The sequence below is a fragment of the Agromyces albus genome (genome assembly GCF_030815405.1).
Classification (GTDB): domain Bacteria; phylum Actinomycetota; class Actinomycetes; order Actinomycetales; family Microbacteriaceae; genus Agromyces; species Agromyces albus_A.
Genome location: NZ_JAUSWX010000001.1, coordinates 1,255,676 through 1,279,712, shown reverse-complemented (window position 1 = coordinate 1,279,712; position 24,037 = coordinate 1,255,676). Strand labels below are relative to the sequence as shown.

At 69.9% G+C, this 24,037-nt stretch carries 23 protein-coding genes; 8 read left to right on the top strand and 15 right to left on the bottom strand.

What is annotated here, in order from left to right; all coding sequences use genetic code 11:
- Positions 1 to 7: 7 nt before the first annotated feature.
- Together QFZ29_RS05925 and QFZ29_RS05920 are read right to left on the bottom strand one after the other, a co-directional pair.
- Positions 8 to 1,978, bottom strand: coding sequence for an acetyl/propionyl/methylcrotonyl-CoA carboxylase subunit alpha (locus tag QFZ29_RS05925; RefSeq protein ID WP_306893290.1), 1,971 nt, complete (start codon positions 1,976 to 1,978; stop codon positions 8 to 10).
- Between the two features lie 134 nt (positions 1,979 to 2,112).
- Positions 2,113 to 2,679: a TetR/AcrR family transcriptional regulator gene (locus QFZ29_RS05920; RefSeq protein ID WP_306893289.1), complete on the bottom strand. Its 567-nt coding sequence runs from the start codon at positions 2,677 to 2,679 to the stop codon at positions 2,113 to 2,115.
- Between the two features lie 97 nt (positions 2,680 to 2,776).
- Between QFZ29_RS05920 and QFZ29_RS05915 the strand changes: the two genes are divergently transcribed.
- Positions 2,777 to 3,502, top strand: coding sequence for an MBL fold metallo-hydrolase (locus tag QFZ29_RS05915; RefSeq protein WP_306893288.1), 726 nt, complete (start codon positions 2,777 to 2,779; stop codon positions 3,500 to 3,502).
- Positions 3,503 to 3,508: 6 nt separating this feature from the next.
- On the opposite strand, the gene QFZ29_RS05910 is transcribed toward QFZ29_RS05915, so the two are convergent.
- Positions 3,509 to 5,095: a carboxyl transferase domain-containing protein gene (locus QFZ29_RS05910; RefSeq protein WP_306896622.1), complete on the bottom strand. Its 1,587-nt coding sequence runs from the start codon at positions 5,093 to 5,095 to the stop codon at positions 3,509 to 3,511.
- 123 nt (positions 5,096 to 5,218) lie between these two features.
- Between QFZ29_RS05910 and QFZ29_RS05905 the strand changes: the two genes are divergently transcribed.
- On the top strand, positions 5,219 to 5,854 hold the full coding sequence (locus tag QFZ29_RS05905; protein WP_306893287.1) for a TetR/AcrR family transcriptional regulator: 636 nt from the start codon (positions 5,219 to 5,221) through the stop codon (positions 5,852 to 5,854).
- Positions 5,833 to 6,315, top strand: a complete 483-nt coding sequence (locus QFZ29_RS05900; protein WP_306893286.1) for a GNAT family N-acetyltransferase — start codon at positions 5,833 to 5,835, stop codon at positions 6,313 to 6,315. Before QFZ29_RS05905 ends, QFZ29_RS05900 begins: the two co-directional genes overlap by 22 nt.
- A 39-nt stretch (positions 6,316 to 6,354) precedes the next feature.
- On the opposite strand, the gene QFZ29_RS05895 is transcribed toward QFZ29_RS05900, so the two are convergent.
- Genes QFZ29_RS05895 through pdhA form a run of 4 tightly spaced genes read right to left on the bottom strand, consistent with a single transcriptional unit; the run spans position 6,355 to position 10,273 of the window.
- Entirely contained in the window at positions 6,355 to 6,663 is a 309-nt protein-coding gene (locus QFZ29_RS05895) for a 4a-hydroxytetrahydrobiopterin dehydratase (RefSeq protein WP_306893285.1), read from the bottom strand.
- A gap of 27 nt (positions 6,664 to 6,690) precedes the next feature.
- Complete coding sequence (locus QFZ29_RS05890) at positions 6,691 to 8,097, bottom strand: dihydrolipoamide acetyltransferase family protein (RefSeq protein ID WP_306893284.1); 1,407 nt, start codon at positions 8,095 to 8,097, stop codon at positions 6,691 to 6,693.
- A 5-nt stretch (positions 8,098 to 8,102) separates the two neighbouring features.
- Complete coding sequence (locus QFZ29_RS05885; RefSeq protein ID WP_306893283.1) at positions 8,103 to 9,113, bottom strand: alpha-ketoacid dehydrogenase subunit beta; 1,011 nt, start codon at positions 9,111 to 9,113, stop codon at positions 8,103 to 8,105.
- Positions 9,110 to 10,273: a pyruvate dehydrogenase (acetyl-transferring) E1 component subunit alpha gene (gene pdhA, locus QFZ29_RS05880; RefSeq protein WP_306893282.1), complete on the bottom strand. Its 1,164-nt coding sequence runs from the start codon at positions 10,271 to 10,273 to the stop codon at positions 9,110 to 9,112. The genes QFZ29_RS05885 and pdhA overlap by 4 nt, the downstream gene beginning before the upstream one ends.
- 166 nt (positions 10,274 to 10,439) lie before the next feature.
- On the opposite strand from pdhA, the gene QFZ29_RS05875 reads away from it, so the two are divergent.
- The gene (locus QFZ29_RS05875) at positions 10,440 to 10,904 is read left to right on the top strand and encodes an Lrp/AsnC family transcriptional regulator (protein ID WP_306893281.1); all 465 of its coding nucleotides are present in this window, start codon (positions 10,440 to 10,442) and stop codon (positions 10,902 to 10,904) included.
- A gap of 8 nt (positions 10,905 to 10,912) precedes the next feature.
- Here the strand turns inward: QFZ29_RS05875 and QFZ29_RS05870 are convergent, their stop codons facing one another.
- A complete protein-coding gene (locus tag QFZ29_RS05870) occupies positions 10,913 to 11,236 on the bottom strand; it encodes a hypothetical protein (protein ID WP_306893280.1) in 324 nt (107 codons plus the stop codon).
- A 542-nt stretch (positions 11,237 to 11,778) separates the two neighbouring features.
- Positions 11,779 to 14,061 carry a polyribonucleotide nucleotidyltransferase gene (locus QFZ29_RS05865; protein ID WP_306893279.1) on the bottom strand — a complete coding sequence of 761 codons (2,283 nt, stop codon included), beginning with the start codon at positions 14,059 to 14,061 and terminating at the stop codon, positions 11,779 to 11,781.
- 387 nt (positions 14,062 to 14,448) lie between these two features.
- On the opposite strand from QFZ29_RS05865, the gene QFZ29_RS05860 reads away from it, so the two are divergent.
- Complete coding sequence (locus QFZ29_RS05860; protein WP_129522215.1) at positions 14,449 to 14,640, top strand: DUF5302 domain-containing protein; 192 nt, start codon at positions 14,449 to 14,451, stop codon at positions 14,638 to 14,640.
- A 9-nt stretch (positions 14,641 to 14,649) separates the two neighbouring features.
- Here the strand turns inward: QFZ29_RS05860 and QFZ29_RS05855 are convergent, their stop codons facing one another.
- Positions 14,650 to 16,698, bottom strand: a complete 2,049-nt coding sequence (locus QFZ29_RS05855) for a GDSL-type esterase/lipase family protein (RefSeq protein WP_306893278.1) — start codon at positions 16,696 to 16,698, stop codon at positions 14,650 to 14,652.
- Between the two features lie 217 nt (positions 16,699 to 16,915).
- Between QFZ29_RS05855 and QFZ29_RS05850 the strand changes: the two genes are divergently transcribed.
- Positions 16,916 to 17,122, top strand: coding sequence for a dodecin family protein (locus QFZ29_RS05850; RefSeq protein WP_306893277.1), 207 nt, complete (start codon positions 16,916 to 16,918; stop codon positions 17,120 to 17,122).
- A 68-nt stretch (positions 17,123 to 17,190) separates the two neighbouring features.
- Positions 17,191 to 17,811 (top strand): DedA family protein, encoded by a 621-nt coding sequence (locus QFZ29_RS05845; protein ID WP_306893276.1) that lies wholly within the window; start codon positions 17,191 to 17,193, stop codon positions 17,809 to 17,811.
- A gap of 94 nt (positions 17,812 to 17,905) precedes the next feature.
- On the opposite strand, the gene QFZ29_RS05840 is transcribed toward QFZ29_RS05845, so the two are convergent.
- The 5 genes from QFZ29_RS05840 to QFZ29_RS05820 all read right to left on the bottom strand — a co-directional run bounded on the left by QFZ29_RS05840 (position 17,906) and on the right by QFZ29_RS05820 (position 23,157).
- Positions 17,906 to 18,514 carry a hypothetical protein gene (locus tag QFZ29_RS05840; RefSeq protein WP_306893275.1) on the bottom strand — a complete coding sequence of 203 codons (609 nt, stop codon included), beginning with the start codon at positions 18,512 to 18,514 and terminating at the stop codon, positions 17,906 to 17,908.
- Positions 18,515 to 18,816: 302 nt separating this feature from the next.
- Complete coding sequence (locus QFZ29_RS05835; RefSeq protein ID WP_306893274.1) at positions 18,817 to 19,446, bottom strand: FMN reductase; 630 nt, start codon at positions 19,444 to 19,446, stop codon at positions 18,817 to 18,819.
- Between the two features lie 2 nt (positions 19,447 to 19,448).
- Positions 19,449 to 20,591 carry an LLM class flavin-dependent oxidoreductase gene (locus QFZ29_RS05830; RefSeq protein ID WP_306893273.1) on the bottom strand — a complete coding sequence of 381 codons (1,143 nt, stop codon included), beginning with the start codon at positions 20,589 to 20,591 and terminating at the stop codon, positions 19,449 to 19,451.
- Positions 20,592 to 20,678: 87 nt separating this feature from the next.
- The gene (locus tag QFZ29_RS05825; RefSeq protein WP_306893272.1) at positions 20,679 to 21,440 is read right to left on the bottom strand and encodes a fructosamine kinase family protein; all 762 of its coding nucleotides are present in this window, start codon (positions 21,438 to 21,440) and stop codon (positions 20,679 to 20,681) included.
- A gap of 67 nt (positions 21,441 to 21,507) precedes the next feature.
- On the bottom strand, positions 21,508 to 23,157 hold the full coding sequence (locus QFZ29_RS05820) for a M28 family metallopeptidase (RefSeq protein ID WP_306893271.1): 1,650 nt from the start codon (positions 23,155 to 23,157) through the stop codon (positions 21,508 to 21,510).
- A gap of 112 nt (positions 23,158 to 23,269) precedes the next feature.
- Here QFZ29_RS05820 and QFZ29_RS05815 point away from each other — a divergent pair, with 112 nt between their 5' ends.
- Entirely contained in the window at positions 23,270 to 24,025 is a 756-nt protein-coding gene (locus tag QFZ29_RS05815; protein ID WP_306893270.1) for a glycosyltransferase family 2 protein, read from the top strand.
- Positions 24,026 to 24,037: the final 12 nt, after the last annotated feature.

Genomic DNA, 24,037 nt, shown 5'->3' with positions numbered 1-24,037 from the left:
CTGCTCCTCATTCGTGGTGGGGTGTCTCGGGGTGCGGCTCGATGCGTGCCACGGCCTGATCGCGGGCGACGAGGTCGCCCATCGCCGCGGCGAGCCGCACGGTGCCGTCGAGGGTCGCGATGACGCGGTGCTCCATCTTCATGGCCTCGATGGCCACGACGGCGTCGCCCGCCTCGACGGCGTCGCCGTCTTCGACGAACACGGCCGTCACGGTGCCGGGCATCGGCGCGCGGAGCTCGGGGTCGGCGGCGAGCGCGCCTCGCTCGACGCCCGCGCGGCGCAGTTCCGCGTGGTCGCGCCGGTCGACTCGCAGGAACGCGGCCGTCTGACCGGCGCGGTGCACCCACACCGCTCCGTCGGCATCCTCGGCCACGATCGCCCGCTGTTCGCCCTGTTCGTCGGTGTGCACTGAGTCGACGGGCCGGGGCTCCCGTGGGTGGTCGCGCGGGGCGAGGAGCACCATCGGCGCGCGAACGACGCCCGGGCGCCAGCCGGTGGCCACGTGCCAGGCGGTGGGACCGTCGGTGGCGGCCTCGGCGCGCTCGAGTTCGTCACGTCGGGCGACCCAGCTCGCGGCGGGCTCGAGGAGCGCGGGCGACGGGTCGGACACGCTCGCCTCCGGCATCCGGTCGATGAGCCCCGTGTCGAGGTGGCCCTCGCGCACGGCGGGCTCGGCGAGCAGCCGTCGGAGGAAGCCGATGTTGGTGTCGACGCCGAGCACGACGGTGTCGGCGAGCGCGTGGTCGAGCCGCTCGATCGCCTGGGCGCGATCGACGCCGTGCGCGATGACCTTGGCGAGCATCGGGTCGTAGTGGGCGGTGACCTCCTGGCCCTCTCGCACACCACTATCGACGCGGATGCCGTCGCCCTCGGGCTCGCCCCAGACGAGCACCTCGCCCGTCGACGGGAGGAAGCCGCGGTGCGGCGACTCGGCGTAGAGCCTCGCCTCGATCGCGTGGCCGGTGAGGCGCACCTCGTGTTGCGCGAGCTCGAGCGGCTCCCCCGCAGCGATGCGCAGCTGCTGCTCGACGAGGTCGACGCCGGTGACGAGCTCGGTCACGGGGTGCTCGACCTGGAGGCGCGTGTTCATCTCGATGAAGAAGAACTCGTCGGGGGCGGCATCCGAGACCAGGAACTCGACGGTGCCGGCCCCGAGGTAGCCGACGCTCCGAGCCGCGTCGCACGCCGCCGCGCCGATGCGGCTGCGGGTCGTCTCGTCGAGCAGCGCGGACGGTGCCTCCTCGATGACCTTCTGGTGGCGGCGTTGCAGTGAGCACTCGCGCTCTCCGAGGTGGATCACGGAGCCCGCGGAATCGGCGAGCACCTGCACCTCGATGTGCCGGGGGCGCTCGATGAGCCGCTCGAGCAGCAGCGTGTCGTCGCCGAATGCCGCCGTCGCGACCCGCCGGGCAGCCGGGATCGCCGCAGCGAGCTCTGCCGCGTCTCTGGCCACCTGCATGCCCTTGCCGCCGCCGCCCGCCGACGGCTTCACGAGCAGCGGAAAGCCGACCGCCTCACCTGCCGTGAGCAGGGCCGCGTCATCAAGGGCCGCGTCGGCGACACCTGGCACGATGGGGACTCCGGATGCCTCGACGTGCCGCTTCGCGCTGATCTTGTCGCCCATGATCTCGAGGGCCTCGTCGCCGGGACCCACGAAGACGATGCCGGCGTCGCGGCAGGCACGGGCGAACCCCGCATGCTCGGAGAGGAACCCGTAGCCGGGATGCACGGCCTGTGCGCCGGTTGCGATGGCGGCTGCGACGATGCGGTCGGGGTCGAGATAGCTCTGCGCGGCCGGCGCCGGGCCGATGCGCACTGCTTCGTCGGCGAGTCGTACGTGCGGCGCATCTGCGTCGGCGTCGGAGTACACGGCGATCGCGCGGATCCCAAGGCGGCGCAACGTGCGGATGACGCGCACGGCGATCTCGCCGCGGTTCGCGACGAGCACTCGTTCGAACGGACGCGACGCCTGGGCCATGCTGTGCATCCGCCTCTCTGCGGGGATCGACGTGCGCCACCACCAGTTAACGCACACTAACTGGAATCGATGTTAGTGCTCGCTAACTGGAATGACAAGGGCAGGGGTGCGTGCCTGCAGAGTGACGAGTCGATTCAGCCGGCGGCCGGGCTCGCCACCGCGTCCGCGATACGCTCGACGCCGTACTCGAAGGCGTGCTCGACGTCGCCCCCGAGCCGGAAGGCGCCGGCGAGCTCCATGCTCACGAATCCGTTCAGCCAGGCCGTGAAGGTTCGCGCGGCCTGGAGGGCATCGCGCTCCCCCGCGAGCGCGGCGGCCACTCGTAGCACCGGTGCGCTCGAGGCTGCGAGCGACGCCTCGTCGAGACGCACCTCGGCGCCGAAGATGAGGCGGAAGCCCGCCGGCCGCTCGTGCGCGAAGGCGCGAGCGACGCCGGCGAGCTGCCGGAGCTCGGTTCGAGGATCGTCGGCCGCCCCGTTCACGGCCCCTTCGAGGCGCGTCGCGAGCTCGCGGAGCGTGGCATGGGCGATCAGGCGGATGAGCTCGTCACGGTTTCGCACCCGCTTGTAGAGCGAGGGCGCGCGAACCCCGACTCGCGCTGCGACGGCCTGCATGGTGAGCCCGTCGAGCCCGTCGGACTCGAGCAGGGCGCGCCCGGCGCTCACGATTCCGTCGAGCGAGGTGCGTTCCGGTGTCGGCATGGGTGCTCCGTTCCTCGATCCACTCTAGGCTATTGACCGTAGCCATGATAGCTATGTAGCATAGCCATCACTCCACGCTGAATCGAGAACACACCTGATGAAGATCGGCCCCTCCCTCCACCGCATCGGCAACGACATCGTCGCCGTCTATCTCGTCGACACGCCCGGCGGCGTCACCGTCATCGACGCCGGGATGGCCGGTCAGTGGAAGGAGCTGACCGCCGAACTCGCCGCGATGGGCCGCTCGCTCGACGATGTGCGCGGTGTCGTGCTCACCCATGGCGACAGCGACCACATCGGCTTCGCCGAACGCCTCCGCCGCGACCACGGCGTGCCGGTGTACGTGCACGAGGCCGACGCCGCCCGTGCGCGCGGCGAGGTCTCGACGAAGCCCGGGTGGGGCCACGTGAAGCTCGGTGCCACGACGCGATTCCTCTGGTACGCCATCACGAAGAACGGGTTGCGAACCACGCCGCTCGCCGCGGTCGTCGAGGTCCACGACGGCGACGTGCTCGAGCTGCCAGGGGCTCCGCGGGTGATCTCGATGCCCGGCCACTCGCCAGGCAGCATCGCGATCCACGTTCCCGTGGCCGACGCCGTCTTCGTCGGCGATGCGCTCACCACGCTTCACGTGCTGACGGGCGCCGACGGGCCGCAGCCTGCGCCGTTCACCGACGATCCCGATACCGCGATCGCCTCGCTTCGGCGCCTCCAGGACCTCGATGTCACGTGGGTGCTGCCCGGCCACGGCACGCCATGGAACGGCGGCGTCGAGGAAGCCGTACGCCGGGTCAGGCGCGCCGCAGCGGCGTCGGGATCGTGAGCCGCGTCACATCCTGAAGAGGCCGAACGCGGGCTCGGGCAGTGGCGTGCGGCTCGCGAGCTCGAGCGCGAGGGCGAGCACTGTGCGGGTGTCGGCGGGGTCGATGATGCCGTCGTCCCAGAGCCTCGCCGTCGAATGGTACGGACTGCCCTGCGTCTCGTACTGGTCGCGGATGGGCGCCATGAACTCCTCGGCCGTGGCATCCGTCCACTCCTCGCCGCGCACCGCGAGCTGGTCGCGCTTCACGGTCGAGAGCACGGATGCCGCCTGCTCGCCGCCCATCACCGAGATGCGCGCGTTCGGCCACATCCACAGGAACCGCGGCGAGTAGGCCCGGCCGCACATCGAGTAGTTGCCGGCTCCGAACGAGCCGCCGATCACGACGGTGAGCTTGGGAACCCGCGTCGTGGCGACCGCGGTGACCATTTTCGCGCCGTGCTTGGCGATGCCGCCCGCCTCGGCATCGCGGCCGACCATGAAGCCCGAGATGTTCTGCAGGAAGAGCAACGGGATGCCGCGCTGGTCGCAGAGCTCGATGAAGTGCGCGCCCTTCATGGCCGACTCGCTGAAGAGCACGCCGTTGTTCGCGACGATGCCGACCGGGTGGCCGTCGAGGTGCGCGAACCCGGTCACGAGCGTGTCGCCGTACTCGGGCTTGAACTCGGTGAACTCGCTCGCGTCGACGAGCCTCGCGATGACCTCTCGCACGTCGTACGGCTGCTGCACGTCGACCGGGACCGCCGCAGTGAGCCCCGCCGGGTCGACCGCGGGCGGCCTGGACTCGCGCACGCTCCACGCCCGGGCCGCGGGCGCCGGGAGCGTCGCGATCATGTCGCGCACGAGTTCGAGCGCATGCTCGTCGTCGTCGGCGAGATGATCGGTGACGCCCGAGACCCGCGAGTGCAGGTCGCCGCCGCCGAGCTCCTCGGGTGTCACGACCTCGCCGATCGCGGCCTTCACGAGCGGGGGTCCACCGAGGAAGATCGTGCCCTGATTGCGCACGATGACGCTCTCGTCGCTCATCGCCGGCACGTAGGCGCCGCCCGCGGTGCACGAGCCGAGCACCGCGGCGAGTTGCGGGATGCGGAGGGAGGAGAGCTGCGCCTGGTTGAAGAAGATGCGGCCGAAGTGCTCGCGGTCGGGGAACACCTCGTCTTGCAGCGGCAGGAACGCGCCGCCCGAGTCGACGAGGTAGGCGCACGGCAAGCGGTGCTCCTTCGCCACCTCCTGCGCACGCAAGTGCTTCTTCACGGTCATCGGGTAGTACGTGCCGCCCTTGACGGTCGCGTCGTTGCACACGACCATGACGGCGCGGCCGTGCACGAGGCCGACGCCCGTGATGATGCCGGCACCCGGCGAGTCGCCGCCGTAGAGGCCGTCGGCCGCGAGCGGTGAGAGCTCGAGGAAGGGGCTGCCCTCGTCGAGGAGGCGATCGACCCGGTCGCGCGGAAGCAGCTTTCCGCGAGCGACGTGCCGTTCGCGGGAGGATTCGGGGCCGCCGAGTGCAGCGACGGCGAGCTTCTCACGCAGCTCACGCACGAGGCCGGCGTGATCGTCGGCGTTGCGCCGAGCGGACTCGCTCGTGGGCTCGATGCCCGTATTGAGAATCAAATCCGCTCCGCCTGTCTCCGTCGATGACGTGCCCCTTGTGGCCGGCACGCCATTTCGGTTAGTGTGCACTAACTCGATTCCCGATGTTAGCGAGCACTCACCGCAATGGCAAGCACCCTCGAACCGTACGACGCGGTGGCCCACGCCGAGCTGCCCCGCACCGAGCGGAGCCGCCAGAAGGCCGATCGGCGCGCGGCGATCCTCGCCGCCGCGGCGATCCTCTTCGCCGAGCGGGGCTACGCGGGCGTCACGATCGAAGACCTCGGCGCCGCCGTCGGCGTGAGCGGACCGGCCGTGTACCGGCACTTCCCCGGCAAGGCCGCGGTGCTCGCCGCGATCCTCCAGGGGGCGAGCCAGTCGCTCCTCGACGGGGCCGAGCGCGTGCTCGGCGAGGCGCCCGACGCCGCTGACGCGCTCCGCTCGCTCATTCGTTTCCACGTCGAGTTCGCGCTCCGCGAGGCCGATGTCATCGTCGTGCAGGACCGCGAGCTCGAGCAGCTCGACCGTGGCGCCCGGCACGAGGTGCGGCTCCTCCAGCGCCGCTATGTCGAGCACTGGGTCGACACCCTCTCCAGACTCCGGCCCGATCGGGCCGAGACGGAGCTCAGGTTCCGGGCACACGCCGCCTTCGGACTCCTGAACTCCACTCCGCACAGCGCCCGCATCCCTGGGCGCCGACCGGCCGACGGCACCATCCGCGGCATCCTGGAGGAGATGGCATGGGCGAGCCTCATGTCGTGACCCTGCGCGCGACCCGCGCCGGGGATCTCGATGCACTGTTCGTGTTCGGGCAGCACGAGGAGGCGGTACGCATGGCCGCGTTCACCGCTCCCGACCCGACGGATCGCGCGATGTTCGACGCGCACTGGCGACGCCTCATCGACGATCCCGGCGTCGACGCGCGCACCATTCGCGCCGACGGAGCGATCGTGGGCAGCGCCGCCCGCTGGTTCGAGGACGGCACGCCCGAGATCACCGTCTGGATCGACCCCGAACACTGGGGTGAGGGCATCGCCACGCGGGCGATCCGGCTCTTCCTCGAAGCGCTCGGCGAGCGGCCGGTGCGAGCTCGCGTCGCGGCCGACAATGCGGGTTCGATCGCCGTGCTCGAGAAGCTCGGATTCCGCCACGTCGGCAACGAGGTGGGCTTCGCGAACGCACGCGGCACCGAGGTCGAGGAACGGATCTACCGGCTCGACTGAACCGAGGGCCGACGGACTCGACGGCGCCGGCACGCAGTGCTACTCGGTCGTTGCGCCGAGCTGATCGGCGATCTCCCCGATGCGGAGCGCCAGTTCGACGTCGCGTGGAGTGACTCCGCCGACGTCGTGCGAGGTCAGTGCGAACTCGACGCGCCCCCACCCCAGCCGCACGTCGGGGTGGTGGTTCAACTCGTCGGCCACCACGGCGACCGCATCGAGCAGTCGCACCGCGCTGCGGAAGTCCGCCGTCGTGAACGCACCGACGAGGTGATTCTGGGCGTGCCGGAACGCGGTGCCGTCGAGATCTTCGGTCGTGTCCGTCGGCGAGAGGATGCTGGGTCCGTCCATGCATCCATCCTCCCGCCGATCGGCGGCTCACGCCATGGTGAGCGCGAGACCCGGCTCGCGCAGGATCGATCCGATGTCGGCGAGGAACCGGGAGCCCTGCGCCCCGTCGACGAGCCGGTGGTCGAACGAAAGGCTCAGCGTCATGATCTCGCGCAGCGCGACCTCGCCGCGGTGTTCCCACGGTTGCCGGCGCACGGCGCCCATCGCGAGGATCGCAGCCTCCCCCGGGTTCAGGATCGGCGTGCCCGCATCGATGCCGAACACCCCGATGTTCGTGATCGAGATCGTGCCGCCACTGAGGTCTGCCGGACCGGTGCGGCCCGCGCGGGCGGTCTCGGCGAGGGCGGTGACGGCGTCGGCGAGCTCGATGAGGGTCATCCGCTCGGCGCCCTTGATGTTCGGAACGACGAGTCCCCGCTCGGTCGCCGCCGCGATGCCCAGGTTGACGGCACTGAACTGCACGATCTCCTGCGCCTGCTCATCCCAGCGCGCATTGACCTCGGGCGTGCGACGAGCGGCGATGCAGAGCGCCTTCGCGACGACGGCGAGCGGCGTGACCTTGTGTCCTGCGAATGCGCGGTCGTCACGGATGCCTCGGAGCAGCTCCATCGTGCCCGTCACGTCGACCGTGAGGAATTCGGTGACGTGCGGTGCCGTGAAGGCGCTCCGCACCATCGCGGCCGCGGTGTGCTTGCGGACGCCCCGGATGGGGATCCTCGTCTCCGCCGGCCGAGCCGATGCGGCGTCCTGCGGCGCTTCGGTGGGCGGCGAGGAGGGGTGGCCGCCGGATGCCGCGAGCTCGACGTCGGCACGCGTGATCAGCCCGCGCTCCCCCGTACCCGTCACCCGCTCGAGCTCGATGCCGAGGTCGCGGGCGAGCTTGCGCACCGGCGGCGTGGACCGCGGACGCTCCGCCCGCCGCGTCTCCGACGCGATGACCTCGACCGGCGCAGCACCGATGGCGGCGTGGCCGGTGTCGGGCACCGACGGCACGAGATCGTCGACGAGCGCCGCGCGGCGGGGGCGGCGCTTGGGCCCGCCCTCATCGCGTGCCCCGTAGCCGACGAGGTTCGGCTCGGGAGCGGCATCCGACTCGCGTTCGGCCGGCGCGGCGGCGGTCGCGGCGGTCGCTGCCTCGGCCGTGCCGTCGGCCTGAGCCGCGGCGGCCTCGTCGACCGGTTCGGAGGCCGTGCCGTCGCCCGTGTCGCACGAGAACAGCGGCGCGCCGACGTTCACCGTCTCGCCCTCGGCCGCGTGCAGCGCGGTCACCGTGCCGGTGAACGGCGACGGCAGCTCGACGACCGCCTTGGCGGTCTCGATGTCGGCGATGATCTGGTTGAGCTCGACGTGGTCGCCGACGGCGACCCGCCAGGCGACGATCTCGGACTCCGTGAGTCCCTCGCCGAGGTCGGGCAGCGCGAAGTCCCGGATCATCGCGCTCACGCCTCGACGCCGCTCAGCGAGTTGGGTCGGCCGAGCGCACGATCGACCCCGTCGAGGATGCGGTCGAGGTCGGGCAGGTGGTGCCGCTCGAGCTTCGCGGGCGGATACGGGATGTCATGACCGGTGACGCGCACCGGCGCCGCCTCGAGGAACTCGAAGCACCGCTCGGTGATACTCGCCGCAAGCTCGGCGCCGACCCCGCCCTGCTGGCCCGCCTCGTGCGTGATGACGAGCCGGCCGGTGCGGCGAACGGATGCCTCGATCGTGGCGTAGTCGACGGGCGCGAGCGAGCGCAGGTCGATGACCTCGATCGACACGCCGTCCTCCTCGGCCGCGATCGCCGCGTCGCGCGCGGTCTGCACAAGCGCCCCGTACGCGACGAGGGTGACGTCATCGCCCGGCGTGACGACCGTCGCGACCCCCATGGGGCGCGCGTCGGCGAGGCTCGCCTGCTCGTCGACCTCGCCCTTCACGTGGTAGCGCCGTTTCGGCTCGAAGAACAGCACCGGGTCGTCACTCGCGATCGCCTGCCGGATCATGATGAACGCGTCGGCCGGGTTCGAGCACGCAATCACCCGGAGGCCGGCGGTGTGCGCGAAGTACGCCTCGGGCGACTCCGAGTGATGCTCGGCGGCACCGATGCCGCCACCGAACGGCACCCGGATCGTGATCGGCATCCGCACCGTGCCGCGTGAGCGATAGTGCAGCTTCGCCACTTGCGCCACGATCTGGTCGAAGGCGGGATAGATGAACCCGTCGAACTGGATCTCGATGACCGGGCGGAAGCCGCGATAGGCGAGTCCGACGGCAGTGCCGACGATCCCCGCTTCAGAGAGCGGCGAGTCGACGACGCGCGTCGGGCCGAACTCGGCCTTCAAGCCATCGGTCACGCGGAACACTCCGCCGAGCGTGCCGATGTCCTCCCCGATCAGCACGACCTTCTCGTCGTCGGCGAGGGCACGCCGGAGCCCGGCGTTCAAGGACTTGGCCAGGGTGAGTGTGGTCATCGAGCGCCGCCTTCCGTGCCGGTGCCGGCATCGCCGGCGGGCGCGGCATCCGTCTCCTCGAAGGTCGCGAGGTAGCGCACGTAATGAGCGCGCTGCCGTTCGAGATGGCTGTTCGGCTCGGCGTAGACGTGGTCGAAGACGCTGAGGGGCTCGGGATCGGCGATCGCGATGCACGCGCTGCGGAGCTCGGCAGCCGCCCGGTCGGCCTCGACCGCGACCTCGCGCTCGAGCCCGGCGGAGTCGACGCCGGAGGCCTCGAGCAGGGCGAGCACGCGCGTGAGGGGATCGCGCTCGCGCCATTCGGCGAGCTCGACCTCGGTGCGGTAGCGCGTGGGGTCGTCGGCAGTCGTGTGCGGACCGATTCGGTAGGTCACGGCCTCGATGAACGTCGGCCCCTCTCCTCGCCGGGCGCGATCGAGTGCGATCCTCGTCGCGGCGAGCACGGCGAGCACGTCGTTGCCGTCGACCCTGATGCCGGGCATGCCGAAGCCGTCGGCGCGGCGAGCGAGCGGTTGCTTCGACTGGAGCCCCACGGGCTCGGAGATCGCCCACTGGTTGTTCTGGCAGAAGAACACGACCGGCGCGTTGAAGCTCGCCGCGAAGACGAGCGCCTCGTTCACGTCGCCCTCGCTCGTGGCGCCGTCGCCGAAGTAGGCGATGGCCGCGGCATCCGACCCCTCCCAGGCGGCGCCCATCGCCCAGCCCGTGGCGTGCAGCGACTGTGCGCCGATGATGATCTGCGGAACGGCGATGCCGCGCTCGAACGGGTTCCAGCCCGACGCGGCGGTGCCTCGCCACACCGTGAGCAGTTCGGCGGGGCCGACGCCGCGACACCACGCGACGCCGTGCTCGCGATAGCTCGTGAAGGCGAAGTCGTCGTCGCGCATCGCGCGCGCCGAGCCGATCTGGGCGGCCTCCTGGCCCGCGAGGGGCGGCCAGAGACCGAGTTCGCCCTGGCGTTGGAGCGCGGTGGCCTCGGTGTCGAGGCGTCGCACGATGACCATGTCGCGGTAGAGCCGGCCGAGGGCCGCGGTGTCGATGTCGCTCACCCACGGGTCGAAGTCGGCGTCGGCCCGGCGCTCGCCGGTGGGCGTGACGAGCTGCACGAATTCGTCGGGCCGCGTGAGGAGCCCGGTTGCGTCTCGGTCGGATGGGTTCATCGTCGATCCTCGCTGTCGGCGGGCTCGCTTCGTGGGATGCCCGAACCCGGCCACTCTGCCGGTTACTTCGATGCTACGTCCGCCGATCACACAGCTCAAGCATCAGCTCGCAGATTGAGCACATTGCCAATACGGACCCCGGATGTCGGTGCTATCGTGTGGCAACATGAGCGATTACGACGCAGTCGACCGGGCGCTCCTCGCTGCGCTCTCCGCCGACCCACGGGCCACCGTCGTCGCGCTCGCCGACCGGCTCGGCCTCTCGCGCAACACGGTGCAGGCGCGGATGTCGCGGCTCGAGGCATCCGGCGCATTCCTCTCGTTCGAGCGAAGCATCGACCCCGCGCCGCTCGGCTTCCCGCTCGAGGCGTTCATCTCGGTGCACGTGCGCCAGAAGCGCCTGAGAGAAGTCGTCGACGACATCGCCCGCATTCCCGAGGTGATCCAGGCGCACGGGCTCAGCGGGTCGATCGACCTGCTCGTTCGCGTGATCTGCCGCGACGCGCACGACCTGTTCCGCATCGACGGCGAGATCCTCGCGATCGACGGCGTCGAGCGCACCGAGACCTCGCTCGCGATGGGCGAGCTGATCCCGTATCGCCTGGGCCCGTTGCTCGAGCGCGAGGTGTGAGGCGCTCGTCAGGCAAAACGCCGATGCGCGCGGCGTGCTCCAGCGAAGAGACACCCCGCGATCACCCCGCACCACAGCGGAACGCCGACGAAGAACACGAGCATGAGCACGATCCACGCGACCTCGCCGACCGCCGACTCATCGCCGAGGGGCAACGACAGCAGCGGACCGACGAGCGAGAGGATCAGGACGATCGGCACAGGTGCGAGCACGAAGACCCACCCCGGCAGCATCCGTCGCCGAACGGCGATGATCATGATGCCGGCAATCCACACGGCGATCGCGAGCCGCGCTCCCGCACCTGCACCCTGGACGCCGACGAGATGCATCACGAGGTAGCCGGTGCGCCCCCACTCGACGTTCAGCTCGGCCGAGGTGGGAGAGCGTACCGGGGCTCGATACGCGCAATGCCCCAGTGAGCGTCAGGAGTCCCGCCCCGAGGTACGCCACGACCGCGATCGAGCGGATGCCGGAGGTCGTGCCGCCCGGCGTCTGCCGGGTGAGCAGCACCTCCAATGCCGCGGCCGCGACGACGAGGGCGCCGGCGACGAAAAGCACGGCAATACCCGACAGCACGACGACGACGCCCGAGCGTTCGACGAACTCGAGGCTCCCCGCGGGATCGTCGGTGTCGGCATAACGGTCCCCTCGAGTGAACTCGAGGAGTGGCGCGGCAAACCATGCCGGGATGAGCACGAGCAGGGCGGTCGCGGCGACCAGGCTCGGGCCACGGACCGACTCCGCACCGGCGGGCATAGCCGCAATGTATCACCGGTCACGTGGCGGGCACGCGATTGGAACGACCGGGATGACCCATGAACGACGGATGCCCGCCCTGCCGAAGCAGGACGGGCATCCGTTGCGAACGATTCGACTACGCGTCGACGCCCTCAGCGGGGTCGAGCGCGTGCTCGGCCTCGGCGCCGCGGCCGTCGGTGTCGGCGTCTTCGGCCACCACCGGGGCGAGCGAGAGCTTTCCGCGGTCGTCGATCTTCGTGATCTCGACGAGGATCTTCTGGCCCACGCCGAGCACGTCTTCGACGTTCTCGACGCGCTTGCCGCCGGCGAGCTTGCGCACCTCGGAGATGTGCAGCAGTCCGTCTTTTCCGGGCAGCAGCGAGACGAACGCGCCGAAGGCGGCGATCTTCACGACGGTGCCGAGGAACTGCTCGCCGACCTCGGGGTTGGTCGGGTTGGCGATCGCATTGACCTGGGCGCGGGCGGCCTCGGCCGAGGGGCCGTCGGTCGCGCCGATGTAGACGGTGCCGTCTTCCTCGATGGAGATGTCGGCGCCGGTCTCGTCTTGGATCGCGTTGATCGTCTTGCCCTTCGGGCCGATCAGCTCGCCGATCTTGTCGACGGGGATCTGCACCGAGATCACGCGAGGCGCCGTGGCGGCCATCTCGTCGGGACCGTCGATCGCGGCGTTGAGCACGGCGAGGATCGTCGTGCGGGCGTCTTTCGCCTGCGTGAGCGCGCCGGCCAGCACGGATGCCGGGATGCCGTCGAGCTTCGTGTCGAGCTGGATCGCCGTGACGAACTCCGCAGTGCCCGCGACCTTGAAGTCCATGTCGCCGAGCGCGTCTTCGGCACCGAGGATGTCGGTGAGCGCCGCGTAGCGGGTCTCCCCGTTCACGGTGTCGGAGATGAGGCCCATCGCGATGCCCGCGACCGGGGCGCGCAGCGGCACACCGGCGTTGAGGAGCGAGAGGGTCGAGGCGCAGACCGACCCCATCGACGTGGAGCCGTTGGAGCTGAGCGCCTCTGAGACCTGGCGGATCGCGTAGGGGAACTCCTCGCGCGTGGGCAGCACGGGCATGAGCGCGCGCTCGGCGAGTGCGCCGTGCCCGATCTCACGACGTTTCGGCGAACCGACACGACCCGTCTCACCCGTCGAGTACGGCGGGAAGTTGTAGTTGTGCATGTAGCGCTTCTTCGTGACCGGGCTCAGCGAGTCGATCTGCTGCTCGAGCTTCAGCATGTTGAGCGTCGTCACGCCGAGGATCTGCGTCTCTCCACGCTGGAAGATCGCCGAACCGTGCACGCGAGGCACGACCTGCACCTCAGCGTCGAGCGGGCGGATGTCGGCGAGGCCGCGACCATCGATGCGCACGCCCTCTTCGAGGACCCGCGAGCGCACGACGTGCTTCGTTACCGACTTGTACGCGGCGGAGACCTCGTCGTTCGCGGACTCGGGCAGCTCGCCGTTCGCGACCTTGGCGGCGACCTCGGCCTTGACGCGCGACTTCAGCGCGTCGTCGGCGTCTTGACGCTCGGACTTGCCGGCGATCTGGTAGATGCCCTTGAGCTCCTCGAGGGCGATCGCCTCGACGACCTCCTTCGTGCCGGCCTGGTAGGGCGGGAACGTCGGGTAGTCGGCGGTCGGCTTGGCCGCGGTGGCCGCGACACTCTGCTGCGCTTCGACGAGCTGCTTGATGAACGGCTTCGACGCCTCGATGCCCTGGGCGATGACGCCCTCGTCGGGCTTGACCGCACCGGCCTGGATGAGGTTCCAGGCGTTGTCGGTGGCCTCGGCCTCGATCATCATGATCGCGACATCCTGCGAGCCATCGGCCTCGGTGACCACGCGACCGGCGACGACCATGCTGAACACGGCGTCTTCGATCTGCGAGTACTTCGGGAACGCGACCCACTGGCCGTCGATCAGCGCGACGCGAACGCCGCCGACCGGGCCGGAGAAGGGCAGCCCCGAGAGCTGCGTCGAGAGGGATGCCGCGTTGATGGCGAGCACGTCGTAGAACTCGTCGGGCTCGATCGCAAGCACCGTGACGACGACCTGGACCTCATTGCGGAGGCCCTCGACGAACGAGGGGCGCAGGGGGCGGTCGATCAGGCGGCAGGTGAGGATCGCCTCGGTCGAGGGGCGGCCCTCACGACGGAAGAACGAGCCCGGGATGCGACCCGCGGCGTACATGCGCTCTTCGACGTCGATCGTGAGCGGGAAGAAGTCGAAGTGCTCCTTCGGCTGCTTGGAGACCGAGGTCGCCGAGAGCAGCATGGTCTCTTCGTCGATGTAGGCAGCGGCGGAACCCTGCGCCTGCTGGGCGAGACGGCCGGTCTCGAAGCGGATCGTGCGGGTGCCGAACTTGCCATTGTCGATGACGGCTTCGGCGAACGTGATTTCAGGACCTTCCAAGAGGTCTTCTCCTTTGTTTTACGTCGCTCCCCGTGTGGGCGCGACTCATACTCGGGAGCAGGGAACAGGCAGTACGAAAAACATCAGGTCGATGCGCTCACGCTGGCCACCAGTAGAAGTCCACCATCCGCGTCGGTTGGTGATCCACCACAGGGGACCAGCTTCCTGCCGGCCTGCTCCGTCGGTGCTCGATATTCAGTTGTGCGCCTGCATCCGAGCGGATGCGGCACCGCTTCGCGGCACCTCAGACGACGGCAACCCATCGGGTGACCGCTCCAACTCTAGCAGAGGAGGGTATTCCCGCCGTCGCGAGTCGGGACGCGGATGTCCGGCGCCGCGGCATCCGTGAAGCGGCTCGTGAAGTATTTCCATGGCAGACTCGAAGGCATGACTTCCGACGAGCAGACCAACACCGGCGCCTCCGAGGAGACGAAGCGCAAGTTCCGCGAGGCCCTCGATCGCAAGAAGAAGGCGGCCGAGAAGCGGTCCGGCGAATCGCACCTCGACGGTGGCTCAGCGGTGCAGAACACCCACGGCCCCGCTGAGAAGCAGCGCGAGTTCCGTCGCAAGAGCGGCTGAGCGGCCGGCTCACCGCGACACCGGCCCGCGCCGCGAGCGCGTATTCTGCCTCGCCTGCACCGCGACGGGCGTGATCGCCTCACGCTTGGGCGATCTCCCGTCGCCCGCCGTGCGCCCGGCCAGCCGCCGGAGCGCCCATGGCACGGCATGGCGGCGCAGCCATTCGAGGTCGCCGAGCTCTTGCGCCGGTGACTCGTCGGCGTCGTGCATCGCGAGTTCGAGGGCGCCGAGCTCGACCGCGTCGGGCACTCCGAGCACGCGTGCCGCGGCATACGCGAGACCGCGATGCCCCGCGGCGTTCAAGTGCACGCGGTCCTCGGACCAACGCGGGCGCTCGACGAGCTCGGGATGAGCGTCGACGTCGAGCAGCATCGCACCGTGCTCGTGTGCGACCTCGCGAAGCCGCGTGTTGAACGCCGCGAATCGTGCCTCGAAGAGGCGGGCGGCCGGCCGCCGCGGCATAAAGGCGGTGACGACAAGCACGTCGCATCCCGTCGCACGCAGTGCCTTGATGCCGGAGCCGAGACGATCGGCGAGGCGACGGGCATCGGCACGGCGCCCGACGAGGTCGTTGCCGCCGACGAGCACCGTCACGAGATCGGCGTCGAGCGCCGCCGCGATCGGTACCTGGCGATCGACGACATCGGCGACTTTGCGGCTTCGCACCGCGAGGTTGGCATAGTCGACGCGCTCGGCCGGGCTCGAGAGCGCGAGCAGCATTGCGAGCCGGTCGGCCCAGCCGCGGAACTCCCCCTCCGGCATCCGCGACGTGTCGCACAGTCCCTCGGTGAGCGAGTCGCCGACGGCCACGTACCGGCGCCAGCGCGGCGCAGCGGTCGGTACGGATGCCGCTCCGCCATCCTGCGCCCATTCGCTCGCCGCGACCGGGGTCGCCGCCGCCTTCGGGCGGGCCGGATGTTCGACCGGCCGGACGGCCGAGCGACCGGCCGAGTGCAACCGCCTCGCCTCGCCGTAGTGGCCGATGAGCTCGTCGCCGAGCCTGTCCCAGCCCCGACCGGCGACGGCACGGCGGGCCTCCACGCCGAACGCCCGGCGCTTCGCATCGTCACCGGTCAGGTCGCGCACGCGCTCGCGGAGCTCTTCGAGGTCGCCCGGCCGGTAGAGCCATCCGTTCACGCTGTTCTGCACGAGGTCGAGCGGCCCTCCGCGCCCGGTGGCGACGACCGGGACACCGCTCGCGAGCGCCTCCTGGATCGTCTGGCAGAAGGTCTCGCTCTCCCCCGGGTGTACGAAGACGTCGATGCTCGCCATGGCCTCGGCGAGCGCATCCCCTCCGAGGAACCCCGTGAACCGCGCAGCGGGCAGCATCCGCTCGAGTGCCGGCCTCGACGGACCGTCGCCGATGATGACGAGGCGGGTGCCGTCGAGGTCGGCGATCGCGCGGAGATCCTCCACTTGCTTCTCGGCGGCCAGTCGGCCGACGTAGCCGACGACGACCTCTCCACCGGGTGCGACGTCGCGTCGCCAGGCCTCGCTTCGGCGCGACGGAGCGAATCGTTCGGTGTCGACACCGCGGCGCCACAGTCGCAAGCTGTCGACGCCGAGACCGCCGAGGCGATCGAGCGCCGACGACGACGGCGCGAGCGTGAGCGTCGCCCTGCGGTGCAGGCGCCCGAGATGCCGAGTGAGCGCAGGGGCCGCGCCCGGCACGCCGTACCGTTCGGCGTACGAGGGGATGTCGGTCTGGTACACCGCGATCGTGGGGATACCCACCGCCTCGGCAGCGGCGAGCCCGCGCCAGCCGAGCACGAACGGCGACGCGAGGTGCATGACGTCGGCGCCGAAGTCGCGGATGACCGACGCGAGCCGAGGCACGCTCGCGAGGGTGACGCGCACGTCGGGATAGCTCGGCAACGGCATCGACGGCAGGAGCACGGTGCGGGCACCGAAGAGGGGCTCGTCGATCGGGCCGGAGCGCGGCGCGATGACGAGGGCCTCGTGGCCGCGTCGCTCGAGATGGCGCAGCGCCTGCAACAGCGAGTGCGTCACCCCGTTCATGTGCGGGAGGAACGATTCTGCGAGGAGGACGACCTTCACGCTTCCAGCGTGAGCGCACGACGGGATCGCCGCTCGCCGATTCGGGCGTGAGCGCCGAGGGTTCACCGAGCCGTCGGTTGCCGTTCGTCGGCCCGTCGACGGCGCGTCAGCGGGCGACCGCCGGCGGATGCCGTGGGCAGAGGTCGCTCGCTTTCGTCGACGGTCGGGCGGATGATGGGGGACGTACGCATGCACGTTTCATTCAAGGAGGAATGCCATGTCATCCGTCGCACGTGTCACCACCATCACGGTCCGATCCGATACGAGCTTCGAAGACGCCGTCGCGGCGGGCGTCGCCCGTGCCTCGCAGACGCTGCGCCACGTCAGCGGTGCGTGGATCAAGGAGCAGAAGGTCGAAGCGAAAGAGGGGAAGATCACCGCTTGGTCGGTGACGCTCGAGGTCACCTTCGTGCTCGACGACTGAGTCAGCGCGCAGCGAGCGATATGCCGGCACGTCGCCGGTTGTTCACCCAGTTCCGCTAGAACGGCCGGGTGGATGCTGCGTGGATCATCGGTCTCGCGGCCTCGCCGTGGCTGCTTCCGGCGCTGTTCGCGCTCGTCGTGGGCGACGCGTTCCTCGTCGTGCTGCCGAGCGAGACCGCCGTCGTCGCGCTGGGCGCGCTGGCCGCGACGACCGGCGATCCGGCGGTCGGCGCCACCATCGCGGTCGCTGCCGCCGGCGCGGTCGTCGGCGACGGGCTCTGCTACCTCATGGGCCGCCGCATCGGCGTCGACCGCTGGCGCTGGCAGCGCCGGGCACGAGTGGCCGCGGCGATCGACCGTGCGATGCTCGGCGTGCATCGTCGAACCGCGGTGCTCGTGTTCACGGCCAGGTACGTGCCGTTCGCAAGGATCGCGGTGAACATCGCGGCCGGCGCGGGTCGCGTGCCGCTCCGGCGGTACCTGCCGCTCTCCTTGGCAGCCGGTGTCGCGTGGGCGGGCTACAACGTCACCATCGGGGCCGTCGTGGGAAGCGCGCTCCCCGAGAGCCCGCTCCTCGCGGTGGTGATCTCGATCCCCATCGCGATCCTGCTCGGCCTCGTCGTCGACCGCGTGGTCGCTGGGTTCGGCGCCCGGATGGCTCCGCGCCCTGACGATGATCGCGGGCCGTAGGGAGCAACGATGCGGTGAGCTGGCGCCTGCACCCGACCGGCGCGCAGCGAGAAGCGGGAAGGGCACGCCCTTCCCGCTTCTCACTCCTTTCGATCTAGAATGTGCCCGGGATGTCGCGCTTCACGTTGTTGGTCGTGTCTGTGATCGAGACGTTCGTCCATTCGACCAGGAACGTTGTCGCGGTCTGTCCGGGCGGGCAGCTCAGCACCTCGGACGCTGTAGGTGCACTGAGCGTGATCGACGCAGTGATTTGGCCGTTCTTCCCCGAGCTGAACGTGTCAGTCTCGGTAACGTCCTGTTCGATGTGGGTCTTCTTCGGATCGCTCGGCCTGTTGCCGCCCTTGTTGACGCATCCGTAGTCCGCGTTGAGCGTCGCCTTGGCTTCGTAGACGATTTCCTGATTTGCCCCGAGCCCGGCCTCCTTGAACTTGACTGTCAGCGTCGCGCCCGTCGCGGACGCAGATGCCGAGACGAAGTGCGGGCTAGCGGCCAGAGCGGGACTTGCAGCGACGAGTGTGAGTGCGGCCGCCGTGGCGAGCACGGCGAGTGTTCGACGAATGGACATGAGTGTTTCCTTCGGGTTGCCAATTGTCAGTGCGGCCGGTGACCGGCCGACGGCACCACGAACACCCCCGTCTACACGCAGGCCGAACGAGTCTTCGGGCGGCATCCGCAGGCTCCCGACCGCGTCTCCGTCGGCCACGGTACTCGCGCCGCCAAAGAGCGGGAAGACCCAATATGACGTTTCCTCACATTAGCTGCGATCGCGCCAGCCGGTTTCGAAGAAGTTTGCGACCGTGCCATACGCCTGTGTCGTCTCGGCATCCTCGCTGTGGCCGGGTTCCTGCTCGACGCCGGCTACGGCGCGTCGCAGGGCGGTTCGGCCCCGCTGTGGACGCTCGGGCTCCTCCGCTTTAGGGCGCGCGACCTCGTGCAGGACTGAAGCAGAGATGCTCCCGGCAGCCTCGTCGTGCTGCCGGGAGCACCGCGCGTTCTACGCCGCCGCTATTCCCCCGCGAGGCCGCCGATGAGGTTCCCGAACGGGCGCTCGAGGGCGAACGGATCCCGTACCTTCGACGAGCGGTCGCTCGCGGCGACAAGCGCCGCGAGCTCGCGGGCCGCGCGGTCGATGCGATCGGGCAGTGTCTTCACGCTGTCGGCCGAGTCGCCCCAGTCCCCCGTCGCGGCGAAGACGCCGGTCGGCGCCACGACCGCGTGCAGGTAGGTGAACATCGGACGCAGCGCGTAGTCGAGCGCGAGCGAGTGGCGCGGCGTGCCGGCGGTCGCCCCGATGACGACCGGGAGATCGACGAGGGTGTCGGAGCCGACGACGTCGAAGAACGACTTGAAGAGGCCCGAGTAGCTCGTCGTGAAGATCGGCGTGACGGCGATGAGACCGTCGGCCCCGGTGACCGCGTCGATGACCGCCTCGAGCCTCGGACTCGGGAAGCCCGTCAGCAGGTGGTTCGTGATGTCGGTGGCGACGTCGCGCAGCTCGAAGGTCTCGACGATCGCCTCGACGTCTTGGGCGGCGAGCTTCGAGACCGTGGCGTCGGCGAGCTTGTCGGCGAGCATGCGCGTGGAGGAAGGCTGGCTGAGGCCTGCCGAGACGACGGCGATGGTTCGCGTGGTCATGGTCAAGCCCCCTTCACGGCTGCGGCGCCGAAGGCGGCACCCTGGGGCGCGGCGGCCGTGACCGATGCGGCGGCGTTGCGCGCCGCGACGAGCGAGGCGTGGGTCGGGGCATCCGGAACCGTGGCGGGCCGATCCTTCGCGAATTCGCGGCGCAGCACCGGCACGACCTCCTCGCCGAGCAGGTCGAGCTGCTCGAGCACCGTCTTCAGTGGGAGTCCGGCGTGATCCATGAGGAAGAGCTGGCGCTGGTAGTCGCCCACGTAGTCGCGGAAGCCGAGCGTCTTGTCGATGACCTCCTGCGGGCTGCCGACCGTGAGCGGGGTCTGCGAGGTGAACTCCTCGAGGCTCGGCCCATGCCCGTACACCGGCGCGTTGTCGAAGTACGGGCGGAATTCCCGCACTGCGTCTTGCGAGTTCTTGCGCATGAACACCTGTCCGCCGAGTCCGACGATCGCCTGTTCGGCGGTGCCGTGCTCGTAGTGCTCGAAGCGCTGGCGGTAGAGGGCGATCATGCGCTGGGTGTGGGATGCCGGCCAGAAGATGTGGTTCGCGAAGAACCCATCGCCGTAATAGGCGGCCTGCTCCGCGATCTCGGGGCTGCGGATCGAGCCGTGCCAGACGAACGGCGGCACGTCGTCGAGCGGGCGCGGCGTCGACTGGAAGCCCTGGAGCGGCGTACGGAACTGGCCCTCCCAGTCGACGAAGTCCTCACGCCACAAGCGGTGCAGGAGGCTGTAGTTCTCGAGCGCGAGGTTGATGCCCTGGCGGATGTCCTTGCCGAACCACGGGTATACGGGACCGGTGTTGCCACGGCCGAGCATGAGGTCGATGCGACCGTCGGCGACATGCTGCAGCATCGCGAAGTCCTCGGCGATCTTCACCGGGTCGTTGGTCGTGATCAGGGTCGTCGCGGTCGACAGCTGCAGGGTCGAGGTCTGCGCGGCGATGTAGGCGAGCGTCGTCGTGGGCGAGGAGGACCAGAACGGCGGGTTGTGGTGCTCGCCGAGGGCGAAGACATCGAGGCCGACCTCCTCCGCGTGCTTCGCGATGGCCAGGGTCGCCTTGATGCGCTCATTCTCGGTCGGAGTTCGACCCGTCGTGGGGTCTTGGGTGATGTCGCTGACGGTGAAGATTCCGAACTGCATCTCGCCCTCCTGGGCTCTCATTTCTCTTTCATGCATTCGCATGTAATTATCCGAACGGATGTCTCGCCCGAACTATTCCCGCGTCCGTCACGCCAGTTCCAGAACCGCCTCGGCTGCCTCCGCGAGCGCGACGCCGTACCCGCGACCGTGTCCGGCCGCGTGCACCGCGAGCGGATGCAGCTGATGCAGCGGAACGCGCTCACGCCATCCCGGCCGGAGCGGCGCGGCACGGTCGTACGCCGCGAGCACGTCGCCGAGGAACGGGCAGCCGAACAGCGCGAGCATCGCGAGGTCGGTCTCGCGGTGGCCGCCGTGCGCCGCGGGATCGATGAGCACCACTCTGTCGGCCGACCACAGCACGTTGCCGTTCCAGAGGTCGCCGTGGACTCGGGCCGGCGGCTCGTCGTCGTCGAACGCACCGGCCGCGATCGCCTCGGCCGCCAGCCGGACGAGCCGGCCCTCCGCGGCGGTCGTGTTCCCGACCTCCTCGGCGATCTGGAGATAGGGCAGCACGCGGTCACGCGCGTAGAAGGCGCCCCACGTGGGCTCCTCTGCCGCGGGCAACCGGCGACGGCCGATGAAGAGCGGTCCGGTCCATCCGTCGGGCGGTGCGCCGAACGCGGCAGCCCCAGCTGCATGCGTCCGGGCGAGGGCTGCACCGAACGCCACGGCGGCCCCGCGGTTCGGAGCTGCCTGTTCGACCCGCTCGAGCTCGATCCGGCCCGGTGAGACCGCCACGACCTCGACCGTGCGTGCGCCGCCGGCCGCGGCGAGCCATCCCAAGCCGGCCGCCTCGGCTTCGAAGAAGCCTTCGGGGGCGTCGTCGCGTCGCTTGACGAGGGTCTGCATACGCCCAGAATACGGAGGGCGGGGGTACCGTCTCCGGCGCCCCCGCCCCGCTTCCGATCAGGCCGACTCAGTCGAGGTCGGTCGGCTCGTGGTCGTGGTCGTGTTCGAGACCGCCGCCACCAGCACTCCACGTCATCTCGGGTCCGGCGGGCGCCGGGAGCACGAGACCGTCGGGCACGGGCACGCCCGGCACGCCGTTGACGGATTCCGTCGAGTACGCGTACGCCAGCACGGCGAGCGCGATCGCGTCGACGTTCACGTCGAGCGCTTCGAGGTTGACGTTGGCGATAGTGTCGCACGCCTGGTGATAGCACGGGTCGAACGAAACCCCGGCCGTGCCGCCCCAGACCGCCTGCTGCTCGGCGCTCTTCACGACCTCGGCACCGGTGAACAGGCCGCCGGCTGGGATGCCGGCGTTGATGAACGCCTGGTAGTCGCTGCGGCCGCTGAACTCGGCGTCGTCGTAGGGCAGGCCCACGCTCGTGAAGTAGCTCTCGAACAGGTCCTCGATCTGCACCGAGCCCTCGGGCACGACCACCGGGGCCTCGAAGCCCGACTCGTCACCGTCGTAGATCATGTAGATGAAGTTCGGCGAGGCCACCATGTCGAAGTTCAGGTAGAGCGCGATGCGGTCGCGTTCCTCCTGGCTCAGCTCGGCGACGTACTCGCGCGATCCGATCAGGCCGCTCTCCTCGGCACCCCACCATGCGAGGCGCACCGTGTTCTGCGGCTTGACCTTCGACATCTGCTCGGCGATCTCGAGGAGGGCCCCCGAACCACTGCCGTTGTCGTTGATGCCCGGACCGGCCTGCACCGAGTCGAGGTGCGCACCGGCCATCACGACGTTCTCGTCGTTCACGCCGGGGAGCTCCGCGATGACGTTCTTCTGCGGACGCGACTCCGGCTGCGGCACCATGACGCGGGCGGTGGACCCGGCCGCGGAGAGTGCGACGCCCTGCGCGAAGCTCGCGCCGACGACGGGGATCGCGACGATGTCGTTGCCGCCGAGCGTTCCGGTGACCAGACCCTCGCGGTCGGGGCTGTTGCCCTGGTTGAAGATGACCACTGCCTCGGCGCCGGCTGCCTCTGCGTTGAGTGCCTTGACCGAGAAGTTGCAGAAGCCACGCTGGATGAGAGCGATGTCGGCCGTGCCCGAGAAGTCGAGCCCGGTGAAGTCGGCTGCCTCGCAGCCACTGGTCGTCGCCCGGTCGCCCTCGAGGTTGATGTCGACGGGAATCACCGTGCCGACGAGCTCACCGTAGCCGGTGCCCGTGAACGGGCCGGTCGCGTAGGTCTCGTTGACCGGCGTGAGCTGTTCGAGCTCCGACGGCCCCACGAAGGTGAACGGGAACTCGTCGATCGACACGTTCCACCCGGCAGCTTCGAGCGTCTCGACGATGTAGTCGACGCTCGCCTCGTAGCCGGGCAGTCCGGCCGCGCGAGTGCCATCGTGGTCGTCGGCGATCGCCTGCAGCGCGTCGAGGTGCTCGACCACTCCGTCGGCGTCGACACACTGGAGCAGCTTCGCCACGGTGTTGTTCGTGCGGTTGTCGCACTTCCCGGCCGGCGCGGCGAAGGCCGCCCCTGCGGGCACGAGTGCGATCGTGAATGCCGCAGCCGTCGCGATCGCGACGGCTCTGGCACGCTTGGAAAGTGGTGCAGATGGGTACATCGTCTTCCTTCCACTCTGGGCGCCGTCCATGTTGACGCCCGACATTGCCAGAGCCTAGGGGCAAGGTCGGCGCGAGCGACAGACCTCCCACCGTCTCGGCGCGTCACGACGCAGGATTCGTGCGTGACTGCGACCACCCGTGGCTAGACTCGCCGTGATGGGCACCATTTCGGTCATAGTTCCGAGTTACAACGACGCGGGATTCCTCGCCGAGTGCCTCGAAGCGCTCGCCCGGCAGTCCCGCCCCGCCGACGAGGTCATCGTGGTCGACAACGGATCGACGGATGCCACGGCCGCCGTCGCCAGTGCCGCCGGCGCCCGGCTCGTCCACGAGCCGTTGCGGGGCATCTGGCCCGCGACGGCTGCGGGATTCGACGCAGCATCCGGCGACCTCCTCGCCCGACTCGACGCGGACTCGCTGCCTGCGGCCGACTGGATCGCCGAGATCGAGCGGCGGATGGCGGCGGATGACCGGCCGACGGCCGTCACGGACTCGGGCCGGTTCTACGGCGGCAATATCGTCGTGCGCTGGATCGCCCGCAACATCTACCTCGGCGGCTACTTCACGGTCATCGGCGTGCTGCTCGGGCATCCACCGCTGTTCGGATCGAACGACGCGATCCGCGCGGATGCCTGGGCGGAGCTGCGCGACATCGTGCACCGCGATCGCGGCGACCTGCACGACGACCTCGACCTGTCGTGGTGGCTGCAGCCGGGCATGACCGTCGTGCGCGATCGCCGGCTCATCGTCGGCGTCTCGTCGCGGCCGTTCGACACCGTCGCGCAGCTCGCCCGGCGCCTTCGCATGGCGTTCCATACGATCGCGCTGGAGTGGCGTGAGTGGCCGCCGCTCGAGCGACGGGCCGACCGTCGGACCCATCGGACCCAGAAGAGAACGCCCAGCACCCACTGAGCGCGTGAGGCG